We start from the raw sequence: 16293 nt of genomic DNA on the forward strand, positions 1-16293 counted from the left end.
TGTCGTCTCGCGGTCTCGCGGTCTCGCGGTGCGCGTCGCCGCCGCTCGCCGTACGGACCTTCCGGCGGGTACGCGTACGGCGCTGCCGGCCGGGACCGTCGCGGCGTACGGCTCCGTGCTCTGCTCCGAAGTCTTCCGCCGCTCGCCCGCCGCCGCATCGCCCGGAGGTGGGAGCCGGACCGCGCCGGATCGGCCACTTTGGTCGCGGCGAGCGGCGACGAAAGAGACGGACGAGCCGTCCCGCAGGCGCCGATCGGCGCCCCGGCGAAGGCAGTTCACCGCAGCCGCGGCACCGCACGACCGGCACGGCGGGCGGGGAGGGGCGCGGCGGCGGGGTCCGTACGGCGGGGCGTGGCACGGCCGGCGCGGCGGGGCGGGGCACGACGGGGCCGTACGGCGGGGCTCTCCACCGCTTGGACCGTACGGCGGCCCGCGACGCCTCGGGAGGCACGGGCCGCTCCGCGTCCCGGGGCGGCGGCGGGGGTCGCGACGCAGCGGAACCCCCGGCGGCTGGGCCGGGGGTTCCGCTGCGCGCGCCGGGGGTCCTGCGCACCGCCGGATCGGGGCGTCCGGGCGGCAACTCCCGTGCGCGAAACGGGGGTTGAGCGGTCGCCGTCAGTCGGCGGCGAGCGACTGGAGGGTGTTCAGCCGGGACGCGCGGCGGGCCGGCCAGAGCGCGGCGAGCACGCCGGTGGCGAGCGCGGCGAGGAGGAACAGCGCCAGCCGCGCCCAGGGGAGCACGGTCTCGTAGGTGGCCAGTGAGGACTCGGTCATGCCGCCGCCGCACCAGGCGAGGAAGATGCCGGTGCCGATGCCGAGGACCGCGCCGAAGAGCGAGATGACCACGGACTCCAGTCGCACCATCTGACGTACGCCCTTGCGGTCCAGGCCGATGGCGCGCAGCAGGCCGATCTCGCGGGTGCGCTCGAAGACCGACATGGCCAGGGTGTTGACGACACCGAGGACCGCGATGATCAGCGACATCGCCAGCAGGCCGTACACCATGTTGAGCATGGTGTTGATGGAGCCGGCCTCGTCCCTGGTCAGCTGCTCCGGGCTGCGGACCTTCAACAGCGGGCTGTTGCCGAGCGCCTCGCGGAGGTCCGTCTCCGACGCGCCGCCGCCCTTGACCAGCACGCTGTCCAGTGTGCCGTCGTAGCTGTTCGGAAGGACGTCGTCCATGGTGGCGATGGCGTCGCTGACCAGCCTGCTGTCGCCGTAGACGCCGACGACGGTGAGCTTCTCGGTGCCCTCGCCGGTGCCCACCGTGGTGGTCACGGTGTCGCCCTCGGCCAGTCCGGTCTGCTCGGCGAAGGACTCGGAGACGGCGATCCGGCCGGGCCCGATGTCCGCGAGGGAGCCGCTGCTGAACTCCAGGTCGAGGACCTCGCCGAGCTTCTGGGGGTCGGCGCCGGTCATCATCGCGAACCGTCCCGACGCCTCGATGCTGGCGGAGGCCAGCTGCGCGGCGTGCTCGACGCCGTCCACGTCGCCGATCCGGTCACCGAGTTCGGGGTCCATGCCCCGTTCCATGGTGACCTTGTAGTCGGCGGTCATCCCCTTCACGGCCTCCTCCTTGATCGCGATCTCGGTGGAGTTGCCGGCGACGCTGAGCCCGGTGATCAGGGTGAGCCCGATCATCAGTGCGGCGGCGGTGGCCGCGGTGCGGCGCGGGTTGCGCAGCGCGTTCTCCTGCGCCAACTTGCCGCCGATGCCGAAGAAGCGGGTGGTGAGCCGGCCCATCAGATTGACCAGCGGCCGGGAGAGCAGCGGCGCCAGCATGATCATTCCGGTGAGTGTGAGCGCCGAGCCGGCCATCGCGACCATCAGTTCGGGCTCCTCCACCTTCTCCAGGGTGGAGAGGTAGAGCATGATCAGCACGCCGAGGCCGGTGACGACCCCGCCCAGTGTGTTGCGCAGTCGCATGGCGCGCACCGGGGGCGCCAGGTCGACGGTGCTCAGGGCCTCGATCGGCGCGATTCGCGAGGCACGTCGGGAGGGCAGCCAGGCGGCCAGCACCGTGACGACCACGCCGACCACCAGCGACCAGGCGACCGTCCCGCCGGAGATGACCAGCGGACCGGCCGGCAGCCCGGCGCCGGAGGAGTTGAGCAGCGGGCGCAGCGCGGCGGCGATGCCGATGCCGAGCGCGAAGCCGACCGCCGAGGCGACCAGTCCGAGCAGTCCGGCCTCGATCAGCACCGAGCGCACGACCTGGCGGCGGCTGGCGCCGACCGCGCGCAACAGGGCGATCTCCCGGCTGCGTTGAGCGATCAGCATGGTGAAGGTGTTGGCGATCAGGAAGATGCCGACGAAGAGCGCGATGCCGGCGAAGACCAGCAGCGTCTGGGTGAGCGCCTTGGTGGAGTCGGCGATCTGCTTGGCCTGCTCGTCGGCGAGCCGGGCGCCGCTGGTGGCGGTGCCGCTGTTCGCGGGCAGCGCCTCGGCGACCGCGGCGGTCAGTGCCTCGTTGTCGGTGCCGGGGGGCGAGGAGACGGTCAGCTCGTGGAACTGGCCGTCGTGCAGGAAGAGTTTCTGCGCGGTGGCGGTGTCGAAGAGCGCGAGGGTGCCGCCCGCGGTGACGCGCGGGTCGTCGGTCTCCACGACGCCGACCAGCTTCTTGGCCAGGGTCGGGCCGTCGGTGGCGAAGCGGACGGTGTCGCCGACCTCGTAGCCCGCGCCCTTCGCAGTGCTGCGGTCGAGCGCGATCTCGTTCTCGGCGGCGGGGCCGCGGCCCTCGGCGAGCGGGTAGCGGCTGTCCTGCGCCGCCTCGCCGGAGCCCGAACCCCCCTTGCCCGACTCGGAGTTGGGCACCCAGTTGACGGCGAGGTTCTGCCAGGAGTACTGGGCGTTGTACGGGCTGCCGTCCTTGGCCGAGAGCGTCGCGTTGCCGTTGACGACGGGGTGCACGGCGCTGACGCCGTCCAGTTTCCGCACCCGGTCGACCAGTTCGGCGGTGAGCTTGGTCTCCGCCGGCTCGCCGGCGTCGGCGAAGGCGTAGCCGTCGGTGTCGGCGTACTCGGCCTGCACGGAGACGGCGACGCCGTCCAGGTTCTTGGTGGAGGCGTTGCGGAACGCCTGGGTGACGCTGTCACCGAAGACAAGGGTGCCGGCGACGAAGGCCACACCGAGCAGCACCGCCAGGGCGGTCATGCTCAACCGTGCCTTGTGCGCGAAGAGATTGCGCAGAGCTGTACGCAGCATGGGGTCTCAGTCCTGAGGAGGTAAGCGGAAGGGGCGGGCCGGAGCCCGCGGATACGGATCGAGCGGCGGGCGCGGGCGCCGGGAGCGGCCCGGCTCACGGGCCCGGGCGCGGTCGGCAGGTGCGCGGTACGGGACCGGCCGCGGTACGGAGCCGGCCGCGGTACGGGGCGGCGGTGCGCGCCCGGCGGCGGTCAGCTCGTGCGCGTGGCGGTGTCGAACTGGCGCATGCGGTCGAGCACGCTCTCGGCGGTCGGGTCCATCAGCTGGTCGGTGAGGCGCCCGTCGGCGAGGAAGACGACCCGGTCCGCGTACGAGGCGGCCACCGGGTCGTGGGTGACCATCACGACCGTCTGGCCCCACTGCCGCACCGACTCCCGCAGGAAGCCGAGGACTTCGCCGCCCGCGCGGGAGTCGAGGTTGCCGGTCGGCTCGTCCGCGAAGACGATGTCCGGCCGGGAGGCGAGGGCGCGTGCCACCGCGACGCGCTGCTGCTGGCCGCCGGAGAGCTGTGCGGGACGGTGGGCGAGGCGTCCGGACAGACCCACCGTGGTGACGACGGTGTCCAGCCATGCCTGGTCCGCGCTGCGCCCGGCGATGGCCAGCGGCAGCGTGATGTTCTCCAGCGCGGTGAGCGTCGGCAGCAGGTTGAACGCCTGGAAGACGAAGCCGATCTTGTCCCGGCGCAGCCGGGTGAGCGCACGGTCGTTGAGGCCGGACAGCTCGGTCTCACCGACCCGGGCGCTGCCCGCGGAGATCGAGTCGAGACCCGCCATGCAGTGCATCAGCGTCGACTTGCCGGAGCCGGAGGGGCCCATGATCGCGGTGAAGCGGCCCTGCTCGAAGCCGACCGAGACGGAGTCGAGCGCGACGACGCGGGTGTCGCCCTCGCCGTAGATCTTGGTGAGCTCTGTCGCCTCCGCGGCCGAACGGGACGGCGTGTGGAGGGAGTTGGCGGTGAGGGCGGCGTACATGGCGCTCATGGAGGCTCCCGGTTGGTCGGCGGGTCGGCTGGATTCCTCCATGCTCGACCCGCCGGACCCCCGGAAACATAGGTCTCAGGTGCCGAAAACCCGGCCCGTCCAAGGTTGGGCGCCGGGCCCCGCGTACACCCTGCGACGGACCCCTCCTCTGCCCTTGGGCAGAGGGCCGTCCCTGCCTTCGGTCGGAGGCCGCCTCCGCCGCGCAGCCGGCCGCCCGGCGACGTGACCGCAGGTCACAGCGCCACCCGCCGGCCCGGACGCCCACCCCGCCCGCACCGCCCCGGGGCCGGGCGCCTCGTACGCCCCGAGCGCTTCGTACGTCCCGCGCCGTACGCCGCGCCTCGTGCGCCGCCCGGGGCCGTCGGGGCGCGTCTGCGGCGTCCCGGGCGGGACAGGGCGGCGCCGGGCGGGACAGGGCGGTGCCGGGCGGGACAGGGCGGTGCCGGGCGGGGCGGAGGCCCGGCGGCGTCCCGGGCGGGGTCAGTCGACCAGGCCGGCCTGGTAGGCCAGGAGCGCGGCCTGCACCCTGCTCTCGGTGCCGGTCTTCTCCAGGATGGCGCTGACATGGCTCTTCACCGTGCCCGTGCCGATGCCCAGTTGGCGGCCGATGTCGCCGTTGGCGAGCCCGCGGCCGAGCAGCAGCAGGACCTCGCGCTCGCGTTCGGTCAGGCCCGTCAGGCGGTCCGCGGGCCTGTTGCCGCCGCCCGGTCCGCCGCCGGCCGGTCCACTGCCGGCCGGGGAGGCCCCGCCGCCCGCCGGTCCGCCGGTCGGCGCGGTGGCCGGTGTGCGCGAACCGCCGCGCAGCATACGGGCGATGACCGCGCCGGTGACCCCCGGCGAGAGCACCGCGTCGCCGCCCGCCGCGGCCCGTACGGCGGTGATCAGCTCCTGCGGGCCGTCGTCCTTGAGGAGGAACCCGGTCGCGCCGGACCACAGCGCCCGGGTGACGTTGTCGTCGTCGCCGAAGGTGGTGAGCATGACGACCTGCGGACGCGGATCGAGGGCCACCAGCCGTTCGATGGTGGCCAGTCCGTCGAGCACCGGCATCCGGATGTCGATCAGCGCCACATCGGGTCGGGTCTCGGCGGCGACCCGCACCGCCTCCTCGCCGTTGACCGCCTCGCCGACCACCTCGATGCCCTCGGCGTGACGCAGGATCAGCCGTACGCCGTGCCGGATCATCTCCTCGTCGTCGGCGAGGAGCACCCGGATCGGACGCGAGGCGTCGAAGGCGGGCGGTGCGGGCGCGGTCTGATCGGTCATGGGGTCTCCCAGGGTGGTGTCCGCGACACCAACGGCACGATGAAACGTTCGATGTCGGCCAGTCTCTCGCCCCGGAAGCAGTAACGGGTGATCCGCAGATGGGTCGTCTCGGACTCCGCGCCCTCCGAGGAGTAGCGGTACTCCCATTCGGGCAACTCCTCGGTCCCGACCGTGGGATAGATGCAGCTGGTCACGAAGTCCGGACGCGGCGGCTCCTTGCCGGTGGCCGCGGCCCGCACCTCGGCGCTGTCGCCGAAGACGGACTCGGTGACCTCGTCCATCGTCATCCCGAGCCGCGGATCCTCCCGCGCCACCGGCTGGTCGGCGACCCTGGCCTCCTCGACCAGCACCGCCCCGAACAGCATCATCACCCCGACCCCGGTCAGGCCGAGCAGCCCGGTCAGCGCGGCGAGGAAGCGCCGTTGGAACCGGTCGAGGAACTGTCTGCCGCGCGAGGGGTGTGCGCCCTGCCCGCCGGCCTCGTACGCGTTCTCGTGCGGCCCGCCCCCGCCGTCCGGCCGGTCGGGGTCGCCGGTCGCGGCGTTCGGATCGGGCTCGGTGGGGATCAGCGCGGTCACCGCGAAGCCGCCGCCCGCCGTCGGCGCCGCCTCCAGCGAACCGCCGAGCAGCCCGACGCGCTCCCGCAGGCCGGGCAGCCCGCGACCCGAGCCCAGACCGGTGCTCGCCGTCGGCGGCTTGGGCGGAACACCGTTGCGGACCTCGACGTCGATCCGTTCCTCGGTGTGCCGGACGGTCACGGCGACCCGGGCCCCGGTGGCGTACCGGTGCACATTGGTCAGGCACTCGCGCACCACCCGGTGCACCGCGCGCCGCACCGAGGCCGAACGGCTGTCCAGGTCGGGACCGTCCCAGTCGAGTTCGACCGGGATGCCGACCTGGCGCGACTCCTCGGCCAGCGCCTCGATGTCGGAACGCGTACCGGTGGTGTCGGTCAGCGCCGCCGTACCGGTGTCGCGGCTCAACGGCCCCAGCACGCCCAGGACTTCACGCAGCTCACGCATCGCGTCACCGGTCGCGCGGCGCACCACGGTGGCCTCGTCGCGCAGCTCGGGCGCCTGCTTGTCGAGCGCCATCTCCAGCCCGCCCGCGTGCAGCGAGATCAGCGACAGCCGGTGCCCGACGAGATCGTGCATCTCGGCCGCGATCCGCGAACGCTCGTGGGTGCGCGACTCGCTGTCGACCAGCCGACGGGCCTCCTCGGCCGCCGCCGCGCGCTCCTTGAGCGCCTCCAGCAGCCGGTCCTGCTGACCGGCCGCCGTACCGACGAGGCCGGGCACGATGATCGTCGTGGTGGCGAAGACCGAGCCCATGGCCAGCCCGTAGCCGTGGCCGCCCATGCCGATCAGCGGCGCCAGTCCCGTACTGAGCACGATCAGCAGCACCGCCGAACCGAGCAGCACCAGCATCCGTCTGCGGGACGGCACCATCTGCCGGGTGGCGCCGTAGGACACCATCGCCGCGGGCAGACCGGCCGACAGCAGCACCGACAGCAGCGCGGCGATGCCGAGCAGACTGGACGCGGGAAAGCGGCGGCGGACCACGAAGAGGCAGATGACGGCGGTACCGAGCACCAGCAGCACCGGCAGCGGAAAACCGGCACTCGCCTCGTGCACCGCCACCTCGCTCAGCGCCAGCGGTACGCCGACGCCGACCCCCTCAAGGGCCGCACGCCACCACTTCCCGCCCTGTTCGCCGGGCGCGGTGAAGGGACTTCGGATGGTGCGGGGCATGGGTCAATTGTCACGGGCCCGACGCCGGATTCCCTGCGTCCTGAGTCGGACCCGCCCTCCGACTTTCGGGAGAGACACCCCGCGGCGGGGGTCGGCGGGGCGGCGCGGGGCGTACGGGCGGGGCGGCCCCGCCGGTCGGCGGGGGCGGAGGTCGTGCCGGGGGAGGGCGTGCGAACGCCGAATCGGGGCAGAAGATGTGAGGTCCCGTCCCGGCGGTCGCCGGACCCACCCCCCGCGCGTTCGAAGGCTTCCCATGGTCGCCCTGTTTCTGTTGTTCGGCTTCACGGTGATGGCCGTGGTGTATCTGATGCTGGCGGTGATCGGTTTCCGCGGCTCGGTGGCCGACCGCTTCCTGGGGTTCGAGATCCCCGAAGCGGTCTGTGCCGACCGGCAGTTGCTCGCTCGCGCGCACAGCCTGGTCGCCTTCTGGTGCACCGGCGCGGCAGCGCTGAGCGCGGCCCCGCTGCTGCCGCTCTACCGGGTGATCGTCGACCCGGACGGCGGCGAGCTGGACCTGCTGCCGCTGGCCGTACTGGCCGCGTATCTGCTCGTGGTGGCGGTGATCGGCGGCTACCCGTTCGAAAAGATCAAACAACTCGCCACCCAAGCCGGCTGAGCGCCCCACCCTCGACCCCGACCCACTTCCGGCTGCCGGCAGCTCGGCAGAACCGGCGCGACCGTATCGGCCACCGGTGCCGTGCGGCCCGTGCCTCGGCATCGTGAACGCACCCCGGCCGGCTCTTCGGCACGAGCCGTGCGTTCGACACGCACACGGCGCAGTACCAACTCCGGCGGTGGCGAGTGCGGCGCGTGGCGGCGCAGAGAAGCAGGACGGTGGTGCACGGGGCTGAAGAGCCGAGCGGTGTGCAACTCGCCTGCGGGCGACCCCGGTTGGTGTGCCAGCGCGGCGGTGGGTGTGTTCCGCCGCCGCCGCGCTGGCGGCTGGGGGGTGGCGAACTCCTAAGCCTGAGCTCGTTATTGCTCATTCTGCACAGGAACCACCGGTAAGAACAGGCAAGATGCACACGGAATCCGTGGCCGGTCCGACCGCGCCTCGGCACCGACCGGGCGCGGGCGGACGCGCGCACGAGATCGGGAGGGGGAGGCGGGCGCCTGCCGGAGACCCGCGCACGAGGCGTAGCGTGCGACACGACGGGACGGGTCTCACGACCTGCGTGGGGCGCGTACGCCCGTGCCTCGCACCCGGCCCGTTCCCTCAGCCACGAACCGCGGACCGACCTGCGCCCGTACGTTCCGCGGATCGACCGCCCACCGCCCGTACGTTCCGCAGCCCGACCGCCCGTACGTTCCGCAGCCCGTACGTTCCGCCGTGAAAGGACGTGTTCCGTGTCCGCTTCGTATGCCGACCACTTCGACGCCCCGGCCGGTTATCTCGACTTCGCGCGTTTCGGCCCGCCGTCCCGGGAGGCGGTCGCCGCGCTCGCGCGGGCGGCGGAGGAGTCGGCGCGTGCCGACCACACCACCGTGAACGGGCTGATGGAGGCCGAGCGCCGGGCGCGGCAGGCCGCTGCCCGGTTGGCGGGCAGCGACGTCGAGCACACCGTGCTGCTGCCCAACACCTCGACCGGCCTCTTCCACGCCGCGCTCGGGGTGCGCGCGGGCACGGTGCTGGTGTCGCGCACCGAGTTCCCGTCCAACCACTACCCGTGGCGCCGCGCGGCGGAGCTGGGGCGGAGCACAGCGCGCTGGCTCGAACCGGGGCCCGGCGGCGGCGTGACACCGGAACTGGTCCGCGCCGCGCTCACCGACGACGTGGTGGCGCTCTCGGTCAGCGCGGTGGACTTCCGCACCGGTTTCCGGGTCGATCTCGCCGCGCTCCGCGAGGTGATCGGTCCGGACCGGCTGCTGATCGTGGACGCCATCCAGGGGTTCGGGGTCGCGGCGATGCCGTGGGAGGTGGCGGACGTGGTGGTCACGGGCGGGCAGAAGTGGCTTCGCGCCGGCTGGTCCACCGGTTTCGCCGTCCTCTCCGACCGCGCGCTGGAACTTCTTGAGCCGGTGCTCACCGGGTGGACCGGAGTCGAGGACGTCGCCCGTTTCGACGGCGAGGAGCACCCGCCCGCCCCGAACGCGGGCCGCTGGTCGATCACCAATCTCAGCCCGGTGACGGCCGCCTCATTCGTCGCGGCCCTGGAAGTGGTGGAGCGGTACACCGTGCCGGCGATCGAGGCGGCAGTCTCCGCCCGTATCACCGAACTCACCGACACGGTGCGGGAGTACGGCGCCCAGCTGCTCTCCCCGACCGACCCGGCGCACCGGGCGGGCATCCTCTCCTTCACCCTCCCCGGCCACCAACCGGCCCGCGTCGCCGAGGCGTTGCACGCCGAAGGCGTCACGCCGACCGTGCGCGCCGACTCGCTCCGGCTCTCCCCGCACGCCTCCACCCCGCCGACGGTCGTCGAGCAGGTGGCCAAAGCCCTTGCGTCACTGCGCAGTTGACCCACCCCAACCGACCGTGAGTCGTGTGCCCCGCACGCACGCTGCTGCTGGCGCTCACCGGTGCGGGGCGCTCACCGGTGCGGAGCGCTCACCGGTGCGGCGGTGTCAGCCGACGGTCGGGCTGCGGCGCCCGGCGGCGTACGTGTGCACCACTGCCGCGAAGTTGGCCACCAACTGCCGGGCGGCGCGGGCGCTTTCGGGCTCGGCCTGCTCCGCCCTCGCGCGCAGCGCGTCCAGGTCGAGGCCCTCCTCCGTCAGCGCGCTCTCGTCCCACTGGGCCAGTCGGGCGGCGTCCACCTCGGGGTGGAACTGCACACCCCACGCCCGGTCGCCCACCCGGAACGCCTGCACCGGACATGCCTCGCTGCGTGCCAAGTGCACCGCCCCCGGCGGGAGTTCGGTGATCTGGTCACGGTGGTTCTGGATCACGGGGAAGTGCGCGGGCAGGTCGTTCAGGAGTTCGTCCTCCTTCGCCTCGCCGAGAAGCTGCACCGAACACGAGCCGCGCTCAGGGGTGCCGTGGCTGCTCGCCGCCGTACCGCCCCGCGCGACCGCCAACAGCTGCGCGCCCAGGCAGATGCCCAGCAGCGGTACGCCCTCGTCGACGGCATGACGGGCCAGAGCGCGCTCGCGCGCCAACCAGGGCCGCCGCAGGTCGTCGTCCGGCATGAAGCCGCCGCCGAGCAGCACCGCGCCGTCGTAGCCGTCCGCGGCCGTGGGTACGTCGGGTCCCTCGACCTCTTCGCAGGTCACGCCCTCCTCGGCGAGCCAGGGCAGCAGGCGCCGAGGCGCACTGCCCTCGGAGTTGCGGACGACGAGCACACGCGGTGACGGCGAGAGGCCGGCGGTCATTTCTTCGTCCTCCGAGAACACGGGGCCAGGGCCAACCGACCCTAGTACGGGGCACGTCCCCGGAGACGGGTCACGTCCCCGGAGCACGGCGTACGTCCCCGGAGACGACGCACCGGCCGGGGCCGGGTCGCTTCGCGCCGGGGACCGCGGGTGCGCCGGGAGCGCGGGAAGCGTCCCGTACAGTGTTCCGCCCCCGCCCCGCGATTGCCGCGGCGGCTCGTCCCAGCCGGGTGCGGCAGAGCGCTGCGACAGACGGGCCGCGACCGACCGACCCCTGGAGTCACCGGATGACGGGCAGCGATACCTCCCCCAACGCCCCGTCCGAACCTGGTTCCTCACCCGCCTCACCGCCCCGGGACGCACCGCTCACCGCCACAGGTGCGTCGGCCTCGCCGGGGGCGTCGTCGGGTGCGGGCGGTGGCTTCGGCGCTCGCGTCGCCCAGTGGTTCGCCGAGCCTGCGGGAAAGGCCGCGGCCGTACTGATCGCCGGGGCGGCAGCGGTGATGGCCCTGGTCACCGCAGGCTGGCAGCCACTGCTGCGCGCGGACCGGCACCTCGCCGCTCAGCTGCACCAACTGGCTCTGGAACACGACGGATTGACACGTGCCAACCGGATCCTCACCGACTGGTTCTGGGACCCGTGGACGATGCGGGCTCTGCTTCTGGTCGCCGTGATCCTGCTCTGCGCGCGGGGGCAGCGGTACCTCGGCCTGTGGGTGGCGGGAACCAGCGCGCTGGAGTGGGGAGGACGAACGGCCCTGCGTTTCGCGCTGGGACGCGAGCGGCCGGTGTGGGAGCACCCCGTGGACTCGGCCTCTCTCCACGCCCTCCCCTCGGGCCACGCGATGACCGCCGCCGCGAGCGGAGTGCTCCTGCTGTGGCTGGCGCGCCGGTCCCAAGTGGCCCGTGTGTGGTGGGTGTTGGCCGTCGTCGTGGCCGCGGTCTCCGTCATCGGCGTCTGCTTCACCCGGATGTTCCTCGGCGTCCACTGGCCGACGGACACGCTGGCCGGAGCGCTGCTCGGCACCGGTGTCGCCTGTGCGTCGATCGCGACTTGGACGATCGTCACCCGGCACGGCCCGGGCCCCTCCGACCGCACCGCCGCACCCGGCCGCTGACAACACGCCCATTCCGCTCCCGGGCCACGACCGTCCACAATCATCCCCTCGACGGGCGCACTGGGGGCCGCGCGGAATTCCGCGAGCCCGGAAACAACGAAGAACCCCGCCCCAATTCCCCAACAACACTCTCCCCGCACCGAATTCACCGACCCCCTTCACCGACCCCCGGCGGAAACACCGACGGCCGCGGCGCGAGATTCCGACTTGCCCCCGACCCGACCCCGACCCGACCGCATCCGGGCGGCGCCACAGCGCCCCACAACAGCGCTCCGCCCGATCCGCCCACTTCTCGCGCTTCACGGACCGAATCACCTCCTGATGATCACCCGCCCCCGGGCGTCCGATCACCTTCGGTAATCGCAACCAAGGCCGTACCGCGACCGCGACCGACGGTGCGCCACCGACACCGGTGATCTTTACTACACCGCACGGAACTTGACGTCGCACTTGTGACTTGTGAACGGGCGCGCGCAAAGACCCTGCAATACATCACTTTTCGCCAGTACCACCCAAACCTCCACCCGAGCACTCTCCCGCAATGTCATGAAACGCGAACTTCTGCACTCCGAGCCACCGACACAGACCCCGGCCGGGCCGACCGGATCAAGCTGTTAACGTGCCGACGGTTTGCAGACTCAAAGGGTCTGTCTTTTTTATGTACGCCCCGGCGCCGGAGTTCGCGTCGCCGGGACGGAGCCTCCCCGGTCGCCGACCGCGCTACGGGGTGTGTTCGCAGCCGGGTCGGCGGCCCGATCACGGCTGCCTGCCGGGCTCCACAAATCCAAAGGGAGGTGGCGCGTGTGAACGGAGCGGAGACCGCAGGTTTCAGCGCCGTGGTGGTAATCGGTCTTCTGGTCTTCTTCTACGGGGGGACCTTTCTGATATCGAGCCGCATCGGCAAGAAGAACGAAAACGCGGACGCCTACATGACCGCCGGCAACAACGTCGGGTTCGGCATATCGGCCGCCAGTATGACGGCGACCTGGATATGGGCCTCCTCGATGTACGCGTCGGCCACCTCGGGATACACCTACGGAATATCGGGGCCCATTCACTACGGGCTCTGGGGCGCGTTGATGATTCTGTTCATCTACCCGTTCGGCAAGCGCATCCGTGAAGTGGCCCCGAAGGCGCACACGCTGGCCGAGGTCATGTACGCCCGGCACGGCCGTTCCAGCCAGTTGATGCTGGCCGGTTCCAACGTGGTCGGCAGCGTCATCAGCCTGATGTCGAACTTCATCGCGGGCGGCGTCCTCATCTCGCTGCTCTCGCCGTTCAACTTCATCCAGGGCGTCTTCACCGTCGCCGCCGGCGTTCTGCTCTACACCCTGTGGTCCGGCTTCCGGGCCTCCGTGCTGACCGACTTCGTGCAGGTCGTGGCCATGCTGGGCGCCGTGGTGGTGATCGTTCCGTTCATCTTCTTCGCCGCCGGATTCCCCGCTGTCTTCGAGAGCGGCGCCGACAACCTGACCTCGCAGCAGGGCAACTTCTTCTCCAGCGAAGCCTTCATGAACCAGGGCGCGCCCTACATCGCCGCGGTGCTCGCCTACGCGATCGGCAACCAGACCATCGCCCAGCGGCTCTTCGCCGTGAAGCAGTCCCTGATCAAGCCCACCTTCATCACCGCGACCGTCGGCTACGGCGCCATGGTGATCGGCATCGGCATGCTCGGTGTCCTCGCCCTCTACCTCGGCGTGGAGCCGACCAACGGCGACCTGAACAACCTCATCCCCGAGATGGCCGCCGAGTATCTGCCGCCCGTGCTGCTGGCGCTCTTCTTCATCATGATCATCGGGGCGCTCTCCTCCACCGCCGACTCCGACCTCTCGGCGCTGTCCTCGATCACGATGGCCGACGTCTACGGCCAGAACGTGGCCGGCAAGGAGAAGGCCAACCCCAAGACGATGCTGCTGGTCGGCCGGCTGACGATGGTGGTCGCGACCGCCGTCGCCGTGGCCTTCGCCAGCCTCCAACTCAGCATCCTGGACCTGCTGGTGTTCGTCGGCGCGCTCTGGGGCGCGCTCGTCTTCCCCGTCCTGGCCAGCTTCTACTGGGACAAGGTCAGCGGCCGGGCGTTCACCACCGCGGTCACCTCGGCGCTCGCGGTGTTCCTGCCGGTCCGGTTCTCCTGGATCCCGACGGACGGCCTCTTCGGCATCGTGGTCGACGTGCTGTCGGTCATCGGCATCGGCGTCGTCCTCGGCCTCATGGTCTTCGGCTTCGTCGGCGCCAAACCGGCGAAGATCGTCGGCACCGTGGCAGCGCTGGCGTCCGCACCGTTCGCCATCGGCTCGCTGCACGAGTACGCCACGCTGTGCGGCTCCCTCGTCGCCTACTCCGTGAGCACGATCGTCTGCTGGTCGATGTCCGTACGCCGCGAGGAGTCCTTCGACTTCGCCGTCCTCTCCCAGCGCACCGGCGATTTCGACGAGGCGGACGAGCAGACCCCGGCCGACGGACCCGACACCGACGGCCCGGCCGACACCACCGACACGACCGACACCGCACAGCCCAAGTAGAGGAGAGACCGTGACTAGTGCTGTCCTTACCGCATACGTCCTCGTGTGGCCGATGATCGTGGCCGGTGTGCTGTTCGTGATCTGTCGCGCCTTCATGAGCGAGTGGGCCGCCGCCCGACGCGAGGGCAAGCCCATGATCTGAGCGGTCGACGTCGGCGGCCACCACGCCCGTACCGCACGGTGGCCGCCACATCTCAGGCGTTCACGGCGACAGTCGGGCTTCGCCCCCGGTGCCGACTGTCGAGGACCGAGCGCCGGGGCCAACTCAGCACAACGCCCGGATTCAGTCCGGGCGTTGTGCAGTTCGCTCACCATTGGCGGGACGGTCGCGCTCGCTGCTCGTGGCGCGACAGCGCGGTACGGGCGCTCGGGGGCGGCCGTACCGCGCTGCATCAACCACGAGTCGCACAACGGGTGTTGGTCACCGTCGCCACAACTCGCCGCGTTTCGCCGTGCGTTCGTTCACCTCCCGCAGCCGCCGACGCAGAGGTTCCCGCTCGGCTCGTAGTCCCGTCTCCAGCAAGTGGGCGATTCTGTCGGCGACTTCGGGCAACACCTGCCCCAGCTCCACCGCACGCGCCGGCCCATCGATCTCCGGGACGTCCCAGACGCAGGGTTCAACTCGTAGTTCGGGCAGACAGACGCCTGCGTCACCCAGCACCGCGCGAAGCCGCTCCACCGCCGCGACCGCGCGCGTCCCCCGCCCCTCGGCGATCACGTGCCGGCCACCCGAAGGTCCTCGGCACGTGCCTCCCACTCACGACCGCCACTGCGCGGGCGGAGCCAGACGGTCTCGCACCCGGCCTCCTGCACCACGCCCACCCGCTCCACCCGCAGGTCGAGCACCACCAAGCCGGGGGCGAGAAGCCGCGGAACCACTGGCGAAGAACCGCCTGCCTCCCGCTCAAGGCCGGCCGAACCATCGCCTGCACCGCCCAACACCCTCTCGGTACGATCTGTCACGTCAGCGCTCCCTTTGCAGCTGTTGACCACACCCCCGGACGGTTGCCGCCGTCGCGGGGGTTTCACTTTCTGTGCCCCCATGCTTACGCGACGCAGCTACGATGGAAAGCGCGTGATGTACCAACTGTCCGATTGGGAACAGGAGTTGTGATGCCCGCGCGTACGAGAGACCTGACCCCCGACCGTTCCGCCCGCCACCTCTTCGGCTCGGAACTGCGCAGGCTGAGAGAGGACAAGGGCTACACGCTGGAGCAGATGGCCGTCGCGCTCGCCTCCAGCAAGAGCAGCCTGGCCCGGTACGAGACCGCCGAGAGCATGATTCCTCCCGACCTTCCCACGTCGCTGGACACGCTTCTCGAAACCGGCGGCCTCTTCGTCCGGCTCTACGGGCTGGCGAAGAAGGAGATCCACCCCGACCAGTTCCGCCGCCGCATGGAACTCGAAGAACGGGCCGTGCTCTTCCAGGAATACACGGGGCAAATCATCTCGGGGCTCGTACAGACCCCCGCGTTCGCCAGAGCCCAGTTCATCCTGGCCAACCCCAAGGCTACGGCCGAGCAAGTGGACGAGCTCGTCACCGCCAGGCTGAGCAGGCAAGAGAGATTCGGCCCTGCATCCGTCAACGACCTCGCGCTGGTACTGGATGAAGCGGCCATTCGACGGCCATTCGGTTCCCAGGCAGTCATACGGGACCAGCTCGAGCACCTGCGGCAGTTGACACTCACACCGTCAACGACAATTCAGGTCCTACCGTTCGCCCACGGAGGTCACGCCCTCATGGGGGGCACCTTGACCCTGATGGTTCTGGACGACGGCTCACGCGTGGCCTACGAAGAGTCGATCTCCACCGGTACGTTGATCGAGGATCGTCTAGCCGTGCAGGAGCGACAACGAAGCTACGATCTTCTGAGGGCATCAGCTCTATCGCCTCAGGAATCAGGCGAGTTCTTGAAGAACATCTTGAAGGAGTACGGATGATCGCAAACACAGAGTCCGACTGGATCAAGAGCAGCTACAGCGGCAACGGCGGCGGTAACTGCCTCGAATGGGCACCTGCCACCGCGGCGACCGGCATCGTACCGGTACGCGACAGCAAGGACATCCGCCGGCCGGGCCTGACCGTCGACACACACGCCTGGACCATCTTCATCGAGCACCTCAAGTCGCACTAAGCGCAGAG

13 protein-coding genes are annotated in these 16293 nt (G+C 71.2%); 7 read left to right on the forward strand and 6 right to left on the reverse strand.

What is annotated here, in order from left to right; all coding sequences use genetic code 11:
* Window positions 1-615: 615 nt before the first annotated feature.
* From MTQ01_RS00255 to MTQ01_RS00270, 4 genes are all read right to left on the reverse strand, one after another.
* Window positions 616-3204: an ABC transporter permease gene (locus MTQ01_RS00255; protein WP_247486254.1), complete on the reverse strand. Its 2589-nt coding sequence runs from the start codon at window positions 3202-3204 to the stop codon at window positions 616-618.
* 191 nt (window positions 3205-3395) lie between these two features.
* Window positions 3396-4175 carry an ABC transporter ATP-binding protein gene (locus MTQ01_RS00260; RefSeq protein ID WP_247487604.1) on the reverse strand — a complete coding sequence of 260 codons (780 nt, stop codon included), beginning with the start codon at window positions 4173-4175 and terminating at the stop codon, window positions 3396-3398.
* A 489-nt stretch (window positions 4176-4664) separates the two neighbouring features.
* Window positions 4665-5447, reverse strand: a complete 783-nt coding sequence (locus tag MTQ01_RS00265; RefSeq protein ID WP_247486255.1) for a response regulator transcription factor — start codon at window positions 5445-5447, stop codon at window positions 4665-4667.
* Window positions 5444-7198, reverse strand: coding sequence for a histidine kinase (locus MTQ01_RS00270; protein WP_247486256.1), 1755 nt, complete (start codon window positions 7196-7198; stop codon window positions 5444-5446). The genes MTQ01_RS00265 and MTQ01_RS00270 overlap by 4 nt, the downstream gene beginning before the upstream one ends.
* 253 nt (window positions 7199-7451) lie before the next feature.
* Between MTQ01_RS00270 and MTQ01_RS00275 the strand changes: the two genes are divergently transcribed.
* Window positions 7452-7814: a hypothetical protein gene (locus MTQ01_RS00275; RefSeq protein ID WP_247486257.1), complete on the forward strand. Its 363-nt coding sequence runs from the start codon at window positions 7452-7454 to the stop codon at window positions 7812-7814.
* A 731-nt stretch (window positions 7815-8545) separates the two neighbouring features.
* The gene (locus MTQ01_RS00280) at window positions 8546-9658 is read left to right on the forward strand and encodes an aminotransferase class V-fold PLP-dependent enzyme (protein WP_247486258.1); all 1113 of its coding nucleotides are present in this window, start codon (window positions 8546-8548) and stop codon (window positions 9656-9658) included.
* A 105-nt stretch (window positions 9659-9763) separates the two neighbouring features.
* On the opposite strand, the gene MTQ01_RS00285 is transcribed toward MTQ01_RS00280, so the two are convergent.
* Window positions 9764-10510 carry a type 1 glutamine amidotransferase gene (locus MTQ01_RS00285; protein WP_247486259.1) on the reverse strand — a complete coding sequence of 249 codons (747 nt, stop codon included), beginning with the start codon at window positions 10508-10510 and terminating at the stop codon, window positions 9764-9766.
* 287 nt (window positions 10511-10797) lie between these two features.
* On the opposite strand from MTQ01_RS00285, the gene MTQ01_RS00290 reads away from it, so the two are divergent.
* The 3 genes from MTQ01_RS00290 to MTQ01_RS00300 all read left to right on the forward strand — a co-directional run bounded on the left by MTQ01_RS00290 (window position 10798) and on the right by MTQ01_RS00300 (window position 14292).
* A complete protein-coding gene (locus MTQ01_RS00290) occupies window positions 10798-11628 on the forward strand; it encodes a phosphatase PAP2 family protein (RefSeq protein ID WP_247486260.1) in 831 nt (276 codons plus the stop codon).
* 803 nt (window positions 11629-12431) lie between these two features.
* A complete protein-coding gene (locus tag MTQ01_RS00295; RefSeq protein WP_247486261.1) occupies window positions 12432-14150 on the forward strand; it encodes a sodium:solute symporter family protein in 1719 nt (572 codons plus the stop codon).
* A gap of 10 nt (window positions 14151-14160) precedes the next feature.
* Complete coding sequence (locus MTQ01_RS00300) at window positions 14161-14292, forward strand: putative transporter small subunit (RefSeq protein ID WP_247486262.1); 132 nt, start codon at window positions 14161-14163, stop codon at window positions 14290-14292.
* 572 nt (window positions 14293-14864) lie between these two features.
* Here MTQ01_RS00300 and MTQ01_RS00305 read toward each other — a convergent pair.
* Window positions 14865-15113, reverse strand: coding sequence for a hypothetical protein (locus MTQ01_RS00305; protein WP_247486263.1), 249 nt, complete (start codon window positions 15111-15113; stop codon window positions 14865-14867).
* A 150-nt stretch (window positions 15114-15263) separates the two neighbouring features.
* Here MTQ01_RS00305 and MTQ01_RS00310 point away from each other — a divergent pair, with 150 nt between their 5' ends.
* Window positions 15264-16091, forward strand: a complete 828-nt coding sequence (locus MTQ01_RS00310; RefSeq protein WP_247486264.1) for a helix-turn-helix transcriptional regulator — start codon at window positions 15264-15266, stop codon at window positions 16089-16091.
* Window positions 16088-16285 (forward strand): DUF397 domain-containing protein, encoded by a 198-nt coding sequence (locus MTQ01_RS00315; protein ID WP_247486265.1) that lies wholly within the window; start codon window positions 16088-16090, stop codon window positions 16283-16285. Before MTQ01_RS00310 ends, MTQ01_RS00315 begins: the two co-directional genes overlap by 4 nt.
* The last annotated feature ends 8 nt before the right edge of the window (window positions 16286-16293 follow it).

Origin of the sequence: Streptomyces sp. XM4193 (genome assembly GCF_023072595.1) — a bacterium.
Classification (GTDB): domain Bacteria; phylum Actinomycetota; class Actinomycetes; order Streptomycetales; family Streptomycetaceae; genus Streptomyces.